Source organism: Acidovorax sp. PRC11 (assembly GCF_031844105.1).
GTDB lineage: Bacteria > Pseudomonadota > Gammaproteobacteria > Burkholderiales > Burkholderiaceae_C > Paracidovorax.
In genome coordinates this window covers 124,966-140,344 of the sequence record NZ_JAUZUQ010000006.1, presented here as the reverse complement: position 1 = coordinate 140,344, position 15,379 = coordinate 124,966, and the positions used below count along the sequence as shown (strand labels likewise).

General features: G+C 70.3%; 16 protein-coding genes and 1 tRNA gene. 7 read left to right on the top strand and 10 right to left on the bottom strand.

Annotation, left to right across the window (positions count from 1 at the left end):
- Positions 1-22: 22 nt before the first annotated feature.
- Positions 23-115 (top strand) — tRNA-Ser (locus tag Q9R47_RS08920).
- A gap of 80 nt (positions 116-195) precedes the next feature.
- On the opposite strand, the gene Q9R47_RS08915 is transcribed toward Q9R47_RS08920, so the two are convergent.
- A complete protein-coding gene (locus tag Q9R47_RS08915; RefSeq protein ID WP_311232850.1) occupies positions 196-378 on the bottom strand; it encodes a hypothetical protein in 183 nt (60 codons plus the stop codon).
- Positions 379-585: 207 nt separating this feature from the next.
- Between Q9R47_RS08915 and Q9R47_RS08910 the strand changes: the two genes are divergently transcribed.
- Together Q9R47_RS08910 and Q9R47_RS08905 are read left to right on the top strand one after the other, a co-directional pair.
- Entirely contained in the window at positions 586-1,074 is a 489-nt protein-coding gene (locus Q9R47_RS08910; protein WP_311232849.1) for a hypothetical protein, read from the top strand.
- A 174-nt stretch (positions 1,075-1,248) separates the two neighbouring features.
- Positions 1,249-1,428, top strand: a complete 180-nt coding sequence (locus Q9R47_RS08905) for a CsbD family protein (protein ID WP_311232848.1) — start codon at positions 1,249-1,251, stop codon at positions 1,426-1,428.
- A 130-nt stretch (positions 1,429-1,558) separates the two neighbouring features.
- Here Q9R47_RS08905 and Q9R47_RS08900 read toward each other — a convergent pair whose 3' ends face one another.
- A complete protein-coding gene (locus Q9R47_RS08900) occupies positions 1,559-2,455 on the bottom strand; it encodes a LysR family transcriptional regulator (RefSeq protein ID WP_311232847.1) in 897 nt (298 codons plus the stop codon).
- A gap of 97 nt (positions 2,456-2,552) precedes the next feature.
- Between Q9R47_RS08900 and Q9R47_RS08895 the strand changes: the two genes are divergently transcribed.
- Positions 2,553-3,341 carry an NAD(P)H-dependent oxidoreductase gene (locus Q9R47_RS08895; protein WP_311232846.1) on the top strand — a complete coding sequence of 263 codons (789 nt, stop codon included), beginning with the start codon at positions 2,553-2,555 and terminating at the stop codon, positions 3,339-3,341.
- Positions 3,342-3,395: 54 nt separating this feature from the next.
- Here Q9R47_RS08895 and Q9R47_RS08890 read toward each other — a convergent pair whose 3' ends face one another.
- Complete coding sequence (locus tag Q9R47_RS08890) at positions 3,396-3,707, bottom strand: hypothetical protein (protein WP_311232845.1); 312 nt, start codon at positions 3,705-3,707, stop codon at positions 3,396-3,398.
- Positions 3,708-4,029: 322 nt separating this feature from the next.
- Positions 4,030-4,374 (bottom strand): KGG domain-containing protein, encoded by a 345-nt coding sequence (locus Q9R47_RS08885; protein ID WP_311232844.1) that lies wholly within the window; start codon positions 4,372-4,374, stop codon positions 4,030-4,032.
- Positions 4,375-4,852: 478 nt separating this feature from the next.
- On the opposite strand from Q9R47_RS08885, the gene Q9R47_RS08880 reads away from it, so the two are divergent.
- Together Q9R47_RS08880 and Q9R47_RS08875 are read left to right on the top strand one after the other, a co-directional pair.
- The gene (locus tag Q9R47_RS08880) at positions 4,853-5,662 is read left to right on the top strand and encodes a ferritin-like domain-containing protein (protein ID WP_311232843.1); all 810 of its coding nucleotides are present in this window, start codon (positions 4,853-4,855) and stop codon (positions 5,660-5,662) included.
- A 79-nt stretch (positions 5,663-5,741) separates the two neighbouring features.
- Positions 5,742-6,932 carry a hypothetical protein gene (locus Q9R47_RS08875; RefSeq protein ID WP_311232842.1) on the top strand — a complete coding sequence of 397 codons (1,191 nt, stop codon included), beginning with the start codon at positions 5,742-5,744 and terminating at the stop codon, positions 6,930-6,932.
- A 16-nt stretch (positions 6,933-6,948) separates the two neighbouring features.
- Here Q9R47_RS08875 and Q9R47_RS08870 read toward each other — a convergent pair whose 3' ends face one another.
- The gene (locus Q9R47_RS08870) at positions 6,949-11,550 is read right to left on the bottom strand and encodes a PAS domain S-box protein (protein ID WP_311232841.1); all 4,602 of its coding nucleotides are present in this window, start codon (positions 11,548-11,550) and stop codon (positions 6,949-6,951) included.
- 353 nt (positions 11,551-11,903) lie between these two features.
- On the opposite strand from Q9R47_RS08870, the gene Q9R47_RS08865 reads away from it, so the two are divergent.
- Entirely contained in the window at positions 11,904-12,374 is a 471-nt protein-coding gene (locus Q9R47_RS08865) for a hypothetical protein (RefSeq protein WP_311232840.1), read from the top strand.
- Between the two features lie 27 nt (positions 12,375-12,401).
- Here Q9R47_RS08865 and Q9R47_RS08860 read toward each other — a convergent pair whose 3' ends face one another.
- From Q9R47_RS08860 to Q9R47_RS08840, 5 genes are all read right to left on the bottom strand, one after another.
- The gene (locus Q9R47_RS08860) at positions 12,402-12,821 is read right to left on the bottom strand and encodes a S4 domain-containing protein (RefSeq protein WP_311232839.1); all 420 of its coding nucleotides are present in this window, start codon (positions 12,819-12,821) and stop codon (positions 12,402-12,404) included.
- Between the two features lie 69 nt (positions 12,822-12,890).
- Positions 12,891-13,316, bottom strand: coding sequence for a biopolymer transporter ExbD (locus Q9R47_RS08855; RefSeq protein ID WP_311232838.1), 426 nt, complete (start codon positions 13,314-13,316; stop codon positions 12,891-12,893).
- Between the two features lie 13 nt (positions 13,317-13,329).
- Positions 13,330-13,749 carry a biopolymer transporter ExbD gene (locus Q9R47_RS08850; RefSeq protein WP_311232837.1) on the bottom strand — a complete coding sequence of 140 codons (420 nt, stop codon included), beginning with the start codon at positions 13,747-13,749 and terminating at the stop codon, positions 13,330-13,332.
- Between the two features lie 2 nt (positions 13,750-13,751).
- The gene (locus tag Q9R47_RS08845; protein WP_311232836.1) at positions 13,752-14,537 is read right to left on the bottom strand and encodes a MotA/TolQ/ExbB proton channel family protein; all 786 of its coding nucleotides are present in this window, start codon (positions 14,535-14,537) and stop codon (positions 13,752-13,754) included.
- Positions 14,538-14,629: 92 nt separating this feature from the next.
- The gene (locus Q9R47_RS08840) at positions 14,630-15,349 is read right to left on the bottom strand and encodes an energy transducer TonB (protein WP_311232835.1); all 720 of its coding nucleotides are present in this window, start codon (positions 15,347-15,349) and stop codon (positions 14,630-14,632) included.
- Between the last annotated feature and the right edge of the window lie 30 nt (positions 15,350-15,379).

The following is a 15,379-nucleotide window of genomic DNA, read 5'->3' as shown; positions in this document are numbered from 1 at the left end:
CTTGGGTTAGAATAGCGGGATTGGAAACGTGACCGAGTGGCCGAAGGTGCTCCCCTGCTAAGGGAGTATGGGGTGTAGAGCCTCATCGAGGGTTCGAATCCCTCCGTTTCCGCCAAAGCATGAACCCCTGAGCGAGTCGATCGCTCAGGGGTTTTTTGCTTTCTGCCGGGGCCTTTTCCGGCAGCCGGCAACATGTCAGGTCTCGATCGGGATGTCGCGCTGGCCGGTCGGGTCCTGGGTCGCGGGACTGGCCTGGTCCGGGCCGTCCTCGGTCAGCGGTGGCGGCAGATCGGCCGGGTCGCCGTCCGTGATGGGCTGCTGTCCGGGCTGGTTGGGGTATTGGATGGGTTGCGATGGCGGCTGCTGTGGCGAGGTCATGCGTGGCTCCTGTGAGGGGGGCGGGTGCCCTGGGCTCCATTCGGCACGCGAAGCGACCTGCGAGCGGTCGGTGCGTGCCGCGGGGGCGGGTAGGACCCGGGCGTCGATGCGGTGCTGGGCGGACCGCGGCCGCGCAGCGAAAAAATGAGCATCTGCACGGTGCTCGACGGTATATTCCCGATCCGTATGGGCACAGCGGAGAGGGACATGGGCACGGCATTGCATGAAGCGGCGTTGAAGGCCGTGGAGACGGGTTTCCAATGGGCCGTCCAGGGGGCGGAGGAGCGCAGGAACCAGTTCTGCGTGCTGTTTGGCAAGGCGTCGCGCCTCATGAGCCAGTACGGCTTCACGTTTCCCGAGGGCGAGCCGCCCCGGGCGTTCGACACGCTGGCGATCTCCAGCCCCATGGGCCCGCTGCGGCTCGATTTCATGAAGGTGCTGGACGACGACGGCGCGCTCACCTGCGCCGCGGTGTTCACCGACGTGCCGATGTGGTCCCGATCGCAGGACCGGCGGCTGCTGTTCGTCGCCACCCTGAAGGGCAGCGGCGAGTGGCTGGGCGACGACGGCAGGGGTCTGTACGCCTTCCATGACCAGTTCGTGCCCGCCACCGCGCTCGATGCCGTGCGCAGGGCGCTGGCGCGCAAGCTGGCGTTCGATACAGAACGGCTGCGCGCGACACCGAACAACGAGTGAACAGGCCCGGAGCGTGGCCGCGGCGCCGCCCGTCACGGCTCTGCCTTGTAGGCTCGGCCTTACGGACGGCAGCGGCATCGGCCCGCCCTGGAGCCGAAGCATGGCGCGTAAATTTCGTCGGTGAGGCATCGGACTTTTCCGTGCCCGAAACCACACCACCGAAAGGATCTCGCCATGAATACCGACCAAATCAAGGGTGCCGCGAAGGAAGTTGCCGGCAAGGTGCAGCAGAAGACCGGCGAAGTGTTCAACAGCCCGGAACAGCAGGCCAAGGGCGTGGCCAAGCAGGTCGAAGGCAACGTCCAGAAGAACTACGGCGACGCCAAGGAAGACCTGAAGGACGCCACCCGCTGATGGGTTGACCGGCCCGGCAGGAACGCTCCCGCCATGCCCGTGTCAGAAAGCCCCGCCACGCCTTGCGCGTGCGGGGCTTTGCCACGTGGACGCGACTCTTTTCTCCTCCCTGCCTGCCTGCCGACGCGGCTCAGAGCGATCGCGCGATGTGCTCGCGCAGCCACTGGTGCGCGGGATCGCGGTGGATGCGCTCCGGCCAGAGCATCAGCATGTCGAAACCCGGAACGTCGAGCGGCGGCTCGACGATCCGCAGTGCCGGGTTTTCGCGCACCAGCCGCGATGGCACCATGGCCACCAGATCGGTGCTGGCGAGCACGGCCGAAAGGGCCAGGAAGTGCGGTACCGACAACGCCACATGCCGCGAGAGGCCGCGCTCGGCCAATGCCGCGTCCGTTGCGCCGTGGAAGCCGCCGCCGTCGGGCGAGACGATGGCATGTTCCAGCCGGCAGAACTGTGCGAGCGTGGGGCGCCGGCGGAGCCGCGGGTGGCCGCCCCGGCCCGCGAGCACATAGCGTTCCGTGAACAGCACCCTGCGGCGCAGGTCCGGTGGCGCTTCCGCGCCGGTATGGAAGGCGATGTCGATCTCTCCCTGCGCGGCCCGCGCCGCCAGTTGCGCGGGCGGTACCTGCACGATGGCCAGGCGCGTGGCGGGCGCGGCGGCGCGCAGACCGGCCAGCGCCGGCCGCAGCACGGTGAATGCGCCGTAGTCGAATGCCGCCGCGCGCCACGTCTGCTGCGACTGTGCCGGGTCGAACGGGCGCGAGGGCGCCACGGCCTGCTCCAGCGCGGACAACGCCTGCCGCAGGGGCTCGCGCAGTTCGCCCGCCCGGGCGGTGGGCCGCATGCCGCGCGGGCCCGGCAGCAGCAGCGGATCGGCGAAATATTCCCGCAGCCGTGCGAGCTGCAGGCTCACCGTGGGCTGCGAGAGGTGCAGCCGCTCGGCCGCGCGGGTGACGTGGTGCTCCGCCAGCAGCGCGTCGAGGGTGACCAGCAGGTTCAGGTCCAGCTGGCGCAGGGAATTGCTCATGGAAATACCAGCCATGTGGGAAATTCATTTCCAATATAGCGCACGCGCTTCTATCGTGGCTTCCATCTTCAACGGTTTCGATGGAACGGAAAACGCCATGAACATTCTTCTCGTCTATGCCCACCCGGAGCCGCGGTCACTGAACGGTGCGCTGCGGGATTTCTCGGTGCGGCACCTGGAGCAGGCCGGCCATGCGGTGCAGGTGTCCGACCTGTATGCGATGCGCTGGAAAGCCGCGCTGGATGCGGACGACGACACGGCCCATGGGGCCGGCGAGCGCTTCCGCGCGGCAGAGGATTCGCTGCGTGCCTTCGAGCGCGGTACGCAGCGCAGCGACATCGGGCACGAGCAGGAGAAGCTGCTCTGGGCCGACGCGGTGATCCTGCAGTTCCCGCTCTGGTGGTTCTCGATGCCGGCGATCCTCAAGGGGTGGGTGGACCGGGTGTACGCCTGCGGTTTCGCCTACGGCGTGGGAGAGCATTCCGACACGCACTGGGGAGACAGGTACGGCGAGGGCACGCTGGCGGGCAAGCGTGCGATGCTGGTGGTGACGGCCGGGGGCTGGGAGCCGCATTACGGACCGCGCGGCATCAACGGGCCGATCGGGGACATCCTGTTCCCGATACAGCACGGCATCCTGTTCTACCCCGGGTTCGAGGTGCTGCCGCCGCATGTGGCCTACCGCACGGGGCGGATCGACGAAGCGGGATTTGCAAGGGCCTGCGATGCGCTGGGGCAGCGGCTGGACGGCCTTTTCACCGACAGGCCAATTCCGTTCCGGAGGCAAAACGCCGGGGATTACCGCGTTCCCCAACTGGACTTGCGCGAGGATCTTGCTCCGGGCGCGTCGGGCTTCGGTATCCATCTGGACCCCCGGCCCGCCTGACGACGCGATGGGGTGCCGGGCGAGCTGCCGGCGCCCGTCACCCCGCCCGCGGAATCACATCGGCAGATCGGCGAAGGAAGGCGCTGCGGAGGCCTCGGTCCGGGCAGGCTGCTCTTGCGCAGGCTCCTGCGCGGGTTGGTGGAGCCAGCGCCGCAGCCCGTCGCGCCCACCCGCTGCGCGCAGCAGCAGCGCACCGCCGATCGCCGCGTGGAGCACGGCGCGCGTGCGGCTGCGTCCCACCAACGCCCAGAAGAGCAGGCCGGCGGCGGCGATGGCCGTGGCCTGGTGTTCGCAGGGCGCGCTTTCGCGGCGGTCGTCGTAATCGACGAGATGGCGGGCGGATTCGCGGAGTTGCTCGTTCTGCATGGCTTGGTTTTCCTTGGGAGGAGAGTGGAAAGTGGGGCGGCGGAGGGCCAGGCGCGTGCCACCCGCCGGGCGACGTTCCACGGTAGGCGCACGGCCGGCGCGCCGTGGTCGGAGCGGATGCCATGACGCCGTAGGCGGCGGCGGACGTGGCCGCGGCCTGCCGCCGGGTGCAAGAGCGGCGGGTGCAAAAGAGAAGGCCGCCGGTGCGAGAGCAACGGTGGCCTTTCGGAGTGTGGCGGTCGGGCCGTGTCCTTCATCCGTCCACTGGCGGGCGGCGGATGGATGACAGCGTGCCCGACGCCGGCGCGCGCACCCTTGCGCGTCAGCGGTCGTTCTTGTGGCTCTGGCGGCCAGCCTGGGCATGCTGCTCGCTGCTGCCGCCACGCGTGCCGCCACTGTTGCTGCCGGTATTGCCGCCGCCGCCCTGGCTGCCGCTGCGGTTCTGGGTGCTGTTGCCACCGCCACCGTGGCTCGCGCTGCCCGCGCGGCGGGCTTCCTCGGAGCTGAACTCGTGGGCATTGCCGCTGGCGTGGGCAGCGCGGCCGCCTTCAGCGGCGATCTCGCGTTGGCGCTCCGGGTCCATGCCGGCGAATCCGCGGCCGGAACCGCCACCCTGGTTGCCTTGGTTATTCCCTTGGTTGCCTTGATTGCCTTGATTCGATGCCATGTGATTTCTCCTTTGGAACATTGCGAATGGTGCGTTGGATGTGACCGCGCAGTGCAGCGCTGTCGATGAGAACGTGGCAATGCCCATGCCATCGCCTGCGGAACGAGCCCGGCCGAGCGGCTGCGGCAGGTAGGAAAAACGCCCGTGTTACGAAGTCGCCCGAGCGCGGGGGCCGGCTGTGCATGCAAAAGAAACAAGCCGTGTCGCAGCGCCGCAGGGATGGGGGAGGGCACTGCGGGCGTCGCCATCCCGGCCGTAGCGAGCGGCAGAGCAATGGTCATTTATTCCAGGGAAGCCGGTATTTGCAGCAATGCTTTCCGGCTCATGCATTCGGCTCGACAGATCCTGCGGAATTTTGGAGGTGGCATCTGTAACGCGGGCCGTATCTTGCGCGGGTTCCTACGCAGGGTGGGGGGCGTGGGGCGAATCATGGGCCGTTCGCAGATCCCCCGATGAACCGCAAGCACAAGGAGTTTTCATGGAAGCCACCACCACGGGTATGAACCGCACGGGCGCCTCGGCGTCGCCGGCCGGCGCACAGGCGATGGAGGAAGCCGTCGCACGGTACTCCCCGCCCGGGCCGATCGATCTTTCGCAGGCCCGGGAAATGCGCCTGCTGCATGGGCAGGAGGCCGGCCCGCTCGGCTCGGTGCCGCCGCCCACGTCGCTCGGCGGCATGGTGCGCACGGGCGTGAGCAAGCTGATGGGCGAGCACCCCGAGATCCTGCTGGACAAGATCGGCGAGCGCATCGCGTTCGAGCGGGGCGGCACGCGGCTCTACGACGCGTTGATCGTGAAGTACGAAGGGGCCGTGAATGCCGGTGCCAAGGTGCCGTCGCCCGCCGACGCGGTGAAGGCGGCCGGCGCGGGCACCGACGACGCCGCGCTGATGGGCGATGCCTCGGCGCTGGCCACGCTGCAGCGCATCCGCGCGGAGGAGCTGCAGCACTTCCAGCTGCTCTGCGACGCCATGCGCCAGCTCGGCGGCGACCCGACGGCGCAGACGCCGTGCGCCGACGTGATCGGCACCGCCTCCATGGGCCTCATCCAGGTGGTGACCGACCCGCGCACGACGCTGGCGCAGGCGCTCTCGGCCATCCTGACGGCGGAACTCACCGACAACGCGGGATGGGAGCTGCTGATCCAGCTCGCCGAGCAGGCGGGCGAGACCAGCCTGGTGAGCGAATTCGCGCAGGCGCTCACCGAGGAGCAGCGGCACCTGAACACCGTGCAGGCCTGGCTCGGCGCCCTGGTGGTGTCGGGGCCGCTGCCCAGCGACGCGGTCTGAAGAGGGCGGACACGCCGCCCCTCTGTGCCCTTCCTCCCTCCTTCCTTTTCCCCCATCCCCACGAACCCAAGGACATCCCATGACGATCCATCTTTTCCAGGACAAGGGCACGGCCCTCGGCCGCCAGCGCCTCAGCTGGAAGGACATGGTGGGCAAGCCCATCAGCAAGCTCGACGACGATGCGTTCACGCGCGTGCGTGCCATCCTCATGAACGGCGTGGAGCTGGACGCGCTGCGCACCAAGCAGGTCCTGCTGCGCATGAACGCCGACGCGCGCGTGGAGATCGCGCAATTGATGCGCGTCGAGCAGCACCAGGCCACGACGATCAACTGGCTGATCGGCGCGGACCATTCGCCGCTGGAGACCACGATCGGCTACGAGCAGACGGCCATCGAGGTCACCGCATCGGTCGCGCAGCTGGAGCCCGACAGCTACCTGGCGCAGGGCTACCGCTACGCGCTGCTGGAGGACTTCGACCACCTCTACCGCTACAGCGCGCTGCTGGACCGGCTGGAAGGCAAGGACGCGAACAACATCACCCAGGGCTACACCGACATCGTTCCGTCGCGCCCGACCTGGGTGCACCACCGCGCGCCCGAGCATGACCTGCTGGAGCCGTACGGGCCCGACGCGACGCTGGCGACCAAGCTGCATGCGCTCACGCTCACGGGCGGCGAGTACCAGACGCACGACTACTACATGAACATCGGGCCGATCTTCGCCGACCCGGTGGCGCGGCAGCTCTATGCGGAGATCGCATCGGTGGAGTCGCAGCACATCACGCACTACGGCTCGATGCTGAACCCGCGCGAGACGCCGCTGGAGAAGCTGCTGATCTCCGAAGCCTGCGAGGTCTGGAACTACGCCGGCTGCGTGGAGCAGGAGAGCAACCCCCGCGTGCGCGCGATCTGGGAGATGTTCCTGGACTATGAACTGGGGCACTTCCAGGCGGTGCAGGAACTGTTCAAGCGGCTGGAGCGGCGCGACCCCGCCGAGGTGATCGGCGATGGCGCACTGCCTGCGTTCATCCGATTCGAGAGCCACCGCGAGTACCTGCGCCAGGTGGTGGACGCAGAAACCGGCTACCGCAAGAACGGCACGCAGTTCGTGCAGACGCCGCAGGAAGAGGGCGAATCGTCGCTCGCCTACCGCGACGCGGTGAACCAGGACGGCTCGCCCTCGCAGGCGGCATCGGCCTCGTACGCGTGGACGCCCGGGACCGAGCTGGTGCGCGAGGCGCAGGCCGTGCAGCCCGCCGTGGCGCGGTGACGCGCGGCGGGGCCGCTCAGCGCGGCGGCAGGTGCTCCTGGATGAGCCGCTGCAGTTCGCGCACGTCGAGTGGCTTCACCATGTAGGCGTCGAAGCCCGCATCGCGCGCCTGCTGCCGGTTGTTCTCCTGGCCCCAGCCGGTGGCGGCCACCAGCAGCATGCGCGCGCCGAAGGGCTCCGCGCGCAGGGTGCGCGCCAGCGAGATGCCGTCGATGCCGGGCATGCCGAGGTCGAGCACGGCCACGTCGGGCTCCATCTCGCGCGCCTTCCGCAGGGCCTCGTGCCCGTCCGCCGCGGTGGCGACCGTGCAGCCGTCCAGCAGGTGCGAGATGGACCAGGTCACGTCCACGTTGTCGTCCGCCAGCAGGATGCGGGGCTGGTGGCTGCCGCCCGCGCTGCCTGCAGGCGGAGCGTGCGACCCCTCGGGGTCGCCGGGCTGGGGCGACAGCGGCAGCTCCACCGTGAAGCGGCTGCCGTGTCCGGGCCCGGCGCTTTCGCCGCGCACGCTGCCCTGGTGCATTTCCACGATGTTGCGCACGAGCGCGAGGCCGATGCCCAGTCCCTGGGTGTGCCGCGCGCCCGCATCGGGACTCTGCGAGAACATGGTGAACATGTCGTCGACGGTGCCCGGGTCCATGCCGATGCCGTTGTCTTCCACGCAGAAAACGATACGCCCCGCGCCGACCTCGGCCGACAGGCGGATGCGGCCGCCGTCCGGGGTGTACTTGGCGGCGTTGCTCAGCAGGTTCGCGAGGACCTGCGCGATGCGTACCGGGTCGGCGTCCAGCAGGACGGTGCCGGGGGGGAGCTCCATCACCAGCTCGTGGCCGGCGGCCCGGATGGCGGCCTGCGTGGCCTCCAGCGCGGCGTCGACGATCTCGGCCAGCGGCGTCTCGCGCTTCTGCAGGGTCATGCGGCCCAGGCGCAGGCGCGACAGGTCCATCAGGTCGTCGAGCAGCACCGCCATGGCGCGCGCCTGCCGCTGCACGATGCGCGCGGCCTGGTCGCGTTCGGCGGCTTCCGTGCAGTCGGTGGTGAGCACCGCCGATGCGTTCGCGATCGATGCCAGCGGGTTGCGCAGCTCGTGCGACAGCACGGCGAGGAAGCGGTCCTTGGTCGCGTCGGCCGCCTGCAGCGCGGCGCGGGCCTGTTCGTTCTCGCGCAGGGCCTTGATCAGGTCGGAGCGGCTCTGTTCGAGCGCCTGCTGGCTGGCGCGCTGGTCGCTCTGGTCGCGCAGGATCTTGACGAAGCCGACCACCGCGTCCGCGCCGTCGTGCATCGGCATGAGCGCGCCGCTGGCCCAGAAGCGGCTGCCGTCCTTGCGCTGGTGCAGCCGGTCGTCGAGCGCGCCGCCCGTGGCCAATGCGGTGCGCGTTTCCGAGAGCGGCGCGCCGGCCGCGCGGTCCTCGGGCGTGAAGATCATGTCGGCGAGCTGGCCCACGGCCTCGCCCTCGCTGTAGCCCAGGATGCGCTCGGCCCCGCTGTTCCAGGTGGTGATGCGACGGTCCAGGTCGGTGGAGAAGATCGCGTACTCGACCGCGTTCTCGATGACGAGGCGCAGCCGCTCGGTGCTCTCGCGCAGCGCGTTCTCGGCGCGTTTGCGTTCGCTGATGTCGTTGCACACCACGATGGACGCCGTGGGCCGGCCCAGCGCGTCCGCGAGGTAGCTGACGCTGTTGTGCAGCCAGAGCGTGCTGCCGTCCTTGCGCAGGCAGCGCTTTTCGATGTGGAAGGGCTCGCCATGGTCCGCCAGGCGGCGCATGAGGTGCGCGCTCAGCTGGCGATCGCCCGGGTGGATCAGGTCGAGCAGTTGCGTGCCGATCAGCTCGTCGTGCCCGTAGCCCAGCATGTGGCTGTAGTGGCGGTTGACGAAGGTGATGTGGCCCTCGAGATCGGTCTGCGCCACGCCGACCACGGCCTGGTTCACGATGGCGCTGAAGCGGTCCTCGGAGCGGCGCAGCGCCTCCTGGCCCTGCTTGCGCTCGGAGATGTCCACGAAGGTCAGCACCACGCCGGCGATGCGGTCGTCCAGCGTGCGGTAGGGCAGCATGCGCACGAGGTACCAGTTGCCGTCGCTCGCGCCCACCTCGCGCTCCACCAGCGCCAGGCGTTCGAGCACGCGCCGCGCGTCGTCGGCGAGCTCGGGGTACTGCAGCTGCGTGCGCAGATGCGACAGCGGCCGTCCCACGTCGGTGGCGATCAGGTTGAAGAGCGTGACCGCCGAGGGCGTGAAGCGGGTGATGCGCAGGTCCCGGTCCAGGAAGACCGTGGCGATGGCGGTGGCGTCCATCAGGTTCTGCATGTCGCTGTTCGCATGGCCCAGCTCGTCCACCTTGCTCTTGAGCTCGTGGTTGACGGTCGTCAGTTCCTCGTTGATGGACTGCAGTTCCTCGCGATTCGTCTCCAGTTCCTCGGTGGCCGAGCGCAGCTCCTCGTTCATCGCCTGCAGCTCCTCGTTGCTGGCGCGCAGTTCTTCGGTGGAGGCCTCGTACTGCTCGATGGTGTTGCGCAGCTGCGCATTCAGCATCTCGAGTTCGCGGTCGAGCTGCTCGGCGGCGGAATCCGCGGGCAGTTCGGCCGGTGCCGCCGCGTGCGAGGGCGCCTCGGGCACCACGGGCAGCAGCACGATCGCGCAGCCCGGCCCCAGATCCGGCACGGGCCGGACTTCGGGAGCGACGCGCAAGAGGCCGCCGGCGGTGTCGACGGCCAGGGCGGACAGCAGCGTGGGCTGCCCGGTGCGGCCGGCCCGGTAGAGCGCGGCCCGCAGCTCGATGCGCAGCGCGGGATGCACGAGGCGCAGCAGGTTGCGCGAGGGCTCGCCGCCGTGGAACGACAGGAAGCGGCCCGCCGAGGGCGACATGTGCAGGATCTCCTGCTCGCCGTCGACGAGGATCGAGGGCGGCGCCAGCTGCTCGAGCAGGCGCAGGTGCACTTCGCCCCACGACGGGGGCTTCTCGCCGGGGGGCTGCGGGAACAGGCGGGGCGTTTCCGCGATGCGCTGCGGCAGCGCCGCGGCGTGCGTGACCGGGCCCTGGTGCGGGGCGGGCTGCAGGTGCGCCATCGCGGGCCCGCCGGTCCTGCCGGGCAGCAGCAGCTCCGTGCGCGGCACGGCCTGGTGGCAGTAGATGCGGTGCTGTTCGTCGACGACGGTGAACCGCGGGTCGGCGCCATCCACCGACTCGGCCGATCCCAGGAAGAGCGTCCTGCCGGGCTGCAGCGCGAAGTGGAAGGTGTCCAGCACCCGGTGCTGTGCCTCGCGGTTCAGGTAGATCAGCAGGTTGCGGCACGAGACCAGGTCGAGCCGGGAGAACGGGGAGTCCTTGAGCAGGTCGTGCACCGCGAACAGCACGCTCTCGCGCAATTCGCGCCGCACGCGGTAGCCGCTGCGCTCGCGCACGAAGAACCGCCGCAGCCGTTCGGCCGAGACGTCGCTCTCGATCGCTGCGGGGTAGAAGCCGTCGCGGGCGGCACGGATGGCGGCGTCGTCGAGGTCGGTGGCGAAGATCTGCAGCATCGGCGCCGCGTCGAGCGAGCGGGCGTGCTCGGTGAGCATCATGGCGATCGAGTAGGCCTCTTCGCCGGTCGCGCAGCCGGCCACCCACACGCGCAGCGTGTCCGCGCCGCTCTTGCCCTGGAAGAGCCGCTGCAGATGGGCGTCCAGCGCCTCGAAGTAGCCCGGATCGCGGAAGAAGTTGGTCACGCTGATCAGCAGGTCCTGCAGCAGCGCGCCGGCTTCCCCGGGGCGCGTGCGCAGGCAGTCGAGGTAGCCTGCCATGGTGGCGATGCCGTTGACCTGCATGCGGCGCCCGATGCGCCGCACGACGGTGGCGCGCTTGTAGTCGCCGAAATCGCGCCCGGTGCGGTGGCGCAGCAGGGACAGCACCTCGCGCAGCGCCCGCTCGTCCGAGGCCTCGGCCAGGGACGGCGAGGGCGCCGGAGTGCGGGACGCGGGCAGGCGCAGCCGTGGCGCCATGCGGTGGTATTCGATCACGCGCTCGGCCATCTGGGCGACGGGAAGCACCCAGTCGACCATGCCCGTGGCGATCGCCGAAGACGGCATGCCGTCCACCTGCGCCTCTTCCGGGTCCTGCGCGATGGTGAGGCCGCCGCGCTCCTTGATGCGCTTGATGCCGATCGCGCCGTCGCCGTCGGCGCCGGAGAGCACGATGGCGGTGGCGCTGGCGCCGTGGGTATCCGCGAGGGTGCGGAACAGCAGGTCCACGGCGACATGGCGGTGGCGGTCCGGGGGCAGGGGCGCGAGCACCAGCGAGCCGTCGCGCACTTCCAATACCTTGCCGGGCGGCACCACGTACACGGTATCGGGCTCCATCGACACCATGCCGGTCACCTTCAGCACGCGCAGCGCGGTGACGCGCTGGAGCAGCTCGGCCAGAATGCTCTCGTGCTCGGGCGACAGATGCAGGACCACCACGAAGGCCATGCCGGGCTGCGGCGGCATGGCGGCGAAGAACTCGCGCAGTGCCTGGATCGCGCCGGCGGAGCCCCCGAGTCCGACCACCGGCGGGGAGGTGAGGACGCCGTCTCCCGGGAGGGGCGACGGGCCGTCCGCCGCCGGGGCCGCGGCGTCCTCGGTATCGCCCGGGGTGATCTGGTCCATCTCTTGTCCTTGTGGGTGCGCGCTCGGGGCGCGTGGATGCGGCTGGGGCGCAGATGCTAGCTCATCCTGCCTGCGCGGAAGGGCAAATGGAGGCCGCGCGATGAACCCTGCTCGGCCATAGCGCGCGCTTCGCGCGGGCGCGGGAAATTTTTACGGCGCTTCTGACAAATGCGGGTAGGCGATATGCGGATATTGCTACCCGCGCGTTCGGGAACGCCGTTTGCCTCCCAGCGGGCATGGACATCCAACCTACCACCAGTCTGCGGAACATGCCGGCCGGCATCCCCGCATCCGTTCCCGCAGCGCGTGAACCCGTGCGGTACCGAGAGCATGCGGGCCGCAGGGTGGGCATCATGGTATGGCCGAGCGGCGACGGGTGGCGCGGGGCGTGGTCCGTCGGCAACGGCGCCTGGTATGCGGCGCGCGGCCGATGGGCCAGCGAGGACATGGCGGCGGAGAAGACCTTCGCCGTGGCCCGCTCTTCGCTGGGCCAGGACGGGCTGCGGCGCAGGCGATCGTCCGCTCCCCCGGCGCACCGCGCGGCCCCCCCGCGGGTCGTCACGGCCGAGGCCGACCGCGCGCCCGCGCTGCAGGCGGCGTCGGAGCAGTGGAGCGAGTTGCGCCGCGACTGGCAGACCGCCGAGATGCGGCTGGCACGGCGCCAGTCCGCCATCTGTCTGGGCGAGGGGGCTGCGCAGGAGGGCGAGGGCGGCAAAAGCCTGCGGGAGCTGGAGCGTGAGGCCGAGAGCGCACGCCAGCGCATGGACGACTACCTGAACGTCGTGCTGCGCATGCTCAGGCCGCAGTCCGGCAACCTGCCCTGAGCATCGCCGCCTCCGCGGCCCACACCCTCATTCGTCGATCGCGGCGCTCCAGCGGCTGCCCCAGTCGCGGGCCTGGTCGATCTCGCGGCGGTCGCGCTTCGTCGGGCGGCCCTCGTGCAGGCTCGCCGCCGGCTCGGGGGCGAGGCGCCGCATTTCCGCGGCCTGCTCGCGCGACGCGATGCTCTCGGGTGTCTCCTCATAGAGCTGCTGCGCGACCACGGCCGGGCCGCGCATGCCGCTCAGGCCCCGCACGACCACGGTGCGCGGCACCACGCCCTGGCGCAGCGCGACGGTGTCGCCGGGGCGCAGTTCGCGCGAGGCCTTGGCGGCCTGCCCGTTGACGGTGACGCGGCCCTTGCCGATTTCTTCCACCGCCAGCGCGCGCGTCTTGTAGAAGCGGGCGCACCACAGCCACTTGTCCAGGCGCATCGATTCGGGAGGGGTCATGCCCCCGATTGTCCGCGAGGCGGCGGGCCCGCGGTGTCAGCCGTCTCCTTCTGCGGCAACGCGGGCGGGTCAGTCGAACTGTTCCTGGCCGGCCAGCCCGACCTTGGTGAGCCCGTGGCGCTGGATGGAGGCCATCACATGCACCACGGCCGAGTAGTTGGCATCCACGTCCGGGCGCACCCGCAATTCGGGGTGGTCGGGCTGCAGGGATGCGGACAGCAGGCGCTCGTTGAGCGTGGAGAGATCGATGGGTTCGCCATTCCAGCGGATGGCGCTTTCCGGCCCGATGGCGATGCGGACGATGCGCGGCTCCTTCTGAGGCGGAGGCGGGCTGTCCGTGGGCACGGGCAGATCGAGCTCCACCGTGTGCAGCTGCATCGGGATGGTGATGATCAGCATGATGAGCAGCACCAGCATCACGTCGATGAGCGGCGTGGTGTTGATCTCCATCATCAGCGCGGCGTCCTGCTTCTTGCCCCGTCGTGGCAGTGCCATGGCGTGTCTCCTGTCAGGGGTTGGATACCGGCTCGGTCACGAAACCGAGCTTCTGGATGCCGGCGTCCTGCGCGGCCCGGACGATGCGGCCCACGGGCAGGTAGGTGGCCGAGGCGTCGCCATACACCTGCACCATGGGCTGCGGCGTGGCGGTGGCCAGCGCGGCGAACCGCTGCCGCAGCTCGGGCAGGGTGATGGGCGCGGCATTCCAGTAGACCGCGCCGTCGCGCGTGACCGACAGGTTGATGTCTTCGATCTTCGCCTGGCGCGGGTCGTTGGTTTCGCGGGGCAGGGCCACCGGCACGGTCTGCGTGGCGACCGGAATCGTGATCAGGAAAATGATCAGCAGCACCAGCATCACGTCCACCAGCGGCGTGGTGTTGATGGACGAGACCAGCGGATCGCCGCCGTCCTGGCCGACGTTCATCGCCATGGTCAGCGCTCCAGGGTGACGGCCGGCTTGCCGCCCAGCAGGGCCGTGTGGAGTTCGGTGCCGAAGTCGCGCACCTCGTCGAGAGCCGCCTTGTTGCGGCGCACCAGCCAGTTGTAGCCCAGCACCGCAGGCACCGCCGCGGCCAGGCCGATGGCGGTCATGATGAGCGCTTCGCCCACCGGGCCGGCCACCTTGTCGATGCTGGCCTGGCCCGCCAGGCCGATGGCCGTGAGCGCGTGGTAGATGCCCCAGACGGTGCCGAACAGGCCCACGAACGGCGCCGTCGAGCCGACGGTGGCGAGCACGGCCAGGCCGCCCTGGAGGCGGTCGCCGACGGCATCGATGGCCTGCATGACCGACTGGCTGAGCCAGCTGTTGCGATCGACCTGCTGTGTCAGCGGGCCTTCGTACTGCTTCTGGGCCACGAGCCCGGCCTCGGCCACGTAGCGGAACACGCTGGAGTCGGGCAGCGCCTGGGTCGAGCCCCGCAGGTCGCCCCGGTTCCAGAACTCGGCCTGCACCAGGCGCGTCTGGCGGTGCACGCGGCGCTGCTCCAGCAGCTTGGTGATGATCACGTACCAGCTGGCGGCCGACATGATCAGCAGGATGAACAGCGTGCCCTTGGAGACCAGGTCGCCGTGTTCCCACATGGCCTTGAAGCCGTACGGATTGGCCTGGCCGGCCGCCTGGGCGAAAGCGGCGGCGGGGAGGGCCAGCAGGGCCAGCGCACACAGCGGCGCCGCGACCAGGCCGCGCAGGGAAGGGAGATGGAACGGACGGTGGGACATGGTGGGCTCTCCAGAAAAAGGGGCGGGCGGATCGATGGAAATGGACGCGTGAGGACGATGGGGCGGCCTGTGAGGGGGGCTGAGACCGGTGGCTATCTCAGGCGGAAACTGAAGGGAACGCGCACGCGGACCGGCACGCCCTGGCCCTTGCAGCGCAGGTCGCGCATGGCCTCCAGCACGGGGCCGGAGAACAGGTCGGAGCTGGCGCTGGCGATGCGGAGGTTCTCCACCGCACCGCTGGGCGACACGTTGAATTCGGCGACCACGGTGCCCTCCAGCCCCTGGCGTCGGGCGCGCGAGGGATAGCCCACGGCCTGCTGCACTTCGGCGTAGTTGGAGCAGACCAGTTCCACCGACACGTTGGCGGGTGCCGCCGGGGCGGGTGCCGGCGCCGGAGCAGGCGCGGGCGCGGGCGCCGGGGCCGCAGGTGCGGGCGGCGCAGGGGGCACGGGCGCCGGCGGTTCGGGCGGCGCCGGCGGCACCGGCTCCGTGGCCGCGCGCTCGGGGGCGGGCCTCGGCGGCGGCGGAGGCTTCGGGGCGGGCGGCCTGGGTGCCGGGGGGCGCGGGGCAGGCGGGGCCGGAGGCGGGGGGACCGGCGGAGGCGGCGGTGGCGGCGCCGCCGCCGGGATGGCCGGTTCCGGCTTCGGTTCGGGCACGAGGGTCACCAGCAGGGAATCCTTGTCCACTGCTTTCGGCGGCGTGAGCGCTGTGCTCGTCACCAGCACGTAGGCCAGGCCGACGTGCAGGGCGACGACTGCGGCGATGCCCGGGGCGCGGTCCCGCAGGTCTTTCTTCGGGGGCTTTCTGTTCATGGCGTCCGGGCCTTCCTGAGCGGGGTCTGC

Excerpts from the sequence above, each read along its gene's own strand:
- Q9R47_RS08915 (WP_311232850.1), bottom strand. The coding sequence starts at position 378 with ATGACCTCGCCACAGCAGCCGCCATCGCAACCCATCCAATACCCCAAC.
- Q9R47_RS08910 (WP_311232849.1), top strand. The coding sequence starts at position 586 with ATGGGCACGGCATTGCATGAAGCGGCGTTGAAGGCCGTGGAGACGGGT.
- Q9R47_RS08905 (WP_311232848.1), top strand. The coding sequence starts at position 1,249 with ATGAATACCGACCAAATCAAGGGTGCCGCGAAGGAAGTTGCCGGCAAG.
- Q9R47_RS08900 (WP_311232847.1), bottom strand. The coding sequence starts at position 2,455 with ATGAGCAATTCCCTGCGCCAGCTGGACCTGAACCTGCTGGTCACCCTC.
- Q9R47_RS08895 (WP_311232846.1), top strand. The coding sequence starts at position 2,553 with ATGAACATTCTTCTCGTCTATGCCCACCCGGAGCCGCGGTCACTGAAC.
- Q9R47_RS08890 (WP_311232845.1), bottom strand. The coding sequence starts at position 3,707 with ATGCAGAACGAGCAACTCCGCGAATCCGCCCGCCATCTCGTCGATTAC.
- Q9R47_RS08885 (WP_311232844.1), bottom strand. The coding sequence starts at position 4,374 with ATGGCATCGAATCAAGGCAATCAAGGCAACCAAGGGAATAACCAAGGC.
- Q9R47_RS08880 (WP_311232843.1), top strand. The coding sequence starts at position 4,853 with ATGGAAGCCACCACCACGGGTATGAACCGCACGGGCGCCTCGGCGTCG.
- Q9R47_RS08875 (WP_311232842.1), top strand. The coding sequence starts at position 5,742 with ATGACGATCCATCTTTTCCAGGACAAGGGCACGGCCCTCGGCCGCCAG.
- Q9R47_RS08870 (WP_311232841.1), bottom strand. The coding sequence starts at position 11,550 with ATGGACCAGATCACCCCGGGCGATACCGAGGACGCCGCGGCCCCGGCG.
- Q9R47_RS08865 (WP_311232840.1), top strand. The coding sequence starts at position 11,904 with ATGGTATGGCCGAGCGGCGACGGGTGGCGCGGGGCGTGGTCCGTCGGC.
- Q9R47_RS08860 (WP_311232839.1), bottom strand. The coding sequence starts at position 12,821 with ATGACCCCTCCCGAATCGATGCGCCTGGACAAGTGGCTGTGGTGCGCC.
- Q9R47_RS08855 (WP_311232838.1), bottom strand. The coding sequence starts at position 13,316 with ATGGCACTGCCACGACGGGGCAAGAAGCAGGACGCCGCGCTGATGATG.
- Q9R47_RS08850 (WP_311232837.1), bottom strand. The coding sequence starts at position 13,749 with ATGGCGATGAACGTCGGCCAGGACGGCGGCGATCCGCTGGTCTCGTCC.
- Q9R47_RS08845 (WP_311232836.1), bottom strand. The coding sequence starts at position 14,537 with ATGTCCCACCGTCCGTTCCATCTCCCTTCCCTGCGCGGCCTGGTCGCG.
- Q9R47_RS08840 (WP_311232835.1), bottom strand. The coding sequence starts at position 15,349 with ATGAACAGAAAGCCCCCGAAGAAAGACCTGCGGGACCGCGCCCCGGGC.